Below are 297 nucleotides of genomic sequence, written 5' to 3'. Positions count from 1 at the left end.
GCCTGCCTCGTCGAACAGTGGCGGTGGGGTCCACACCCAGTTGTTCAGGCTGCAAATGATATCGGCGCCTTGCTGGGTCAGCAGGCGTGGGACTTCGGGGAACCAGATGTCCCAGCAGATCAGTAAGCCTATGCGGCCTATGGGCGTTTCAAACACCGGGAAACCGAGGTTGCCAGGGCTGAACCAGAGCTTTTCCTTGTTCCACAGGTGGGCCTTGCGGTATTTGCCAATCAGGCCCTCGGGGCCCAGCAGGACTGCGGTGTCGAACAGTTGCATGCCGTCGCGTTCAGCCAAGCC

Annotated in this window: 1 protein-coding gene; it reads right to left on the bottom strand. The window is 60.6% G+C overall.

All coding sequences use genetic code 11. The features are described from left to right. A partial coding sequence (locus tag AC0L3U_RS39085; protein WP_473365073.1) for a nitrilase-related carbon-nitrogen hydrolase occupies window positions 1-297 on the bottom strand: 297 nt, incomplete at both ends.

The organism is Bradyrhizobium sp. Kon69 (assembly GCF_055807515.1).
Note: the sequence above shows the minus strand (reverse complement) of the source record. Positions and strands in the feature narration are given on the sequence as shown.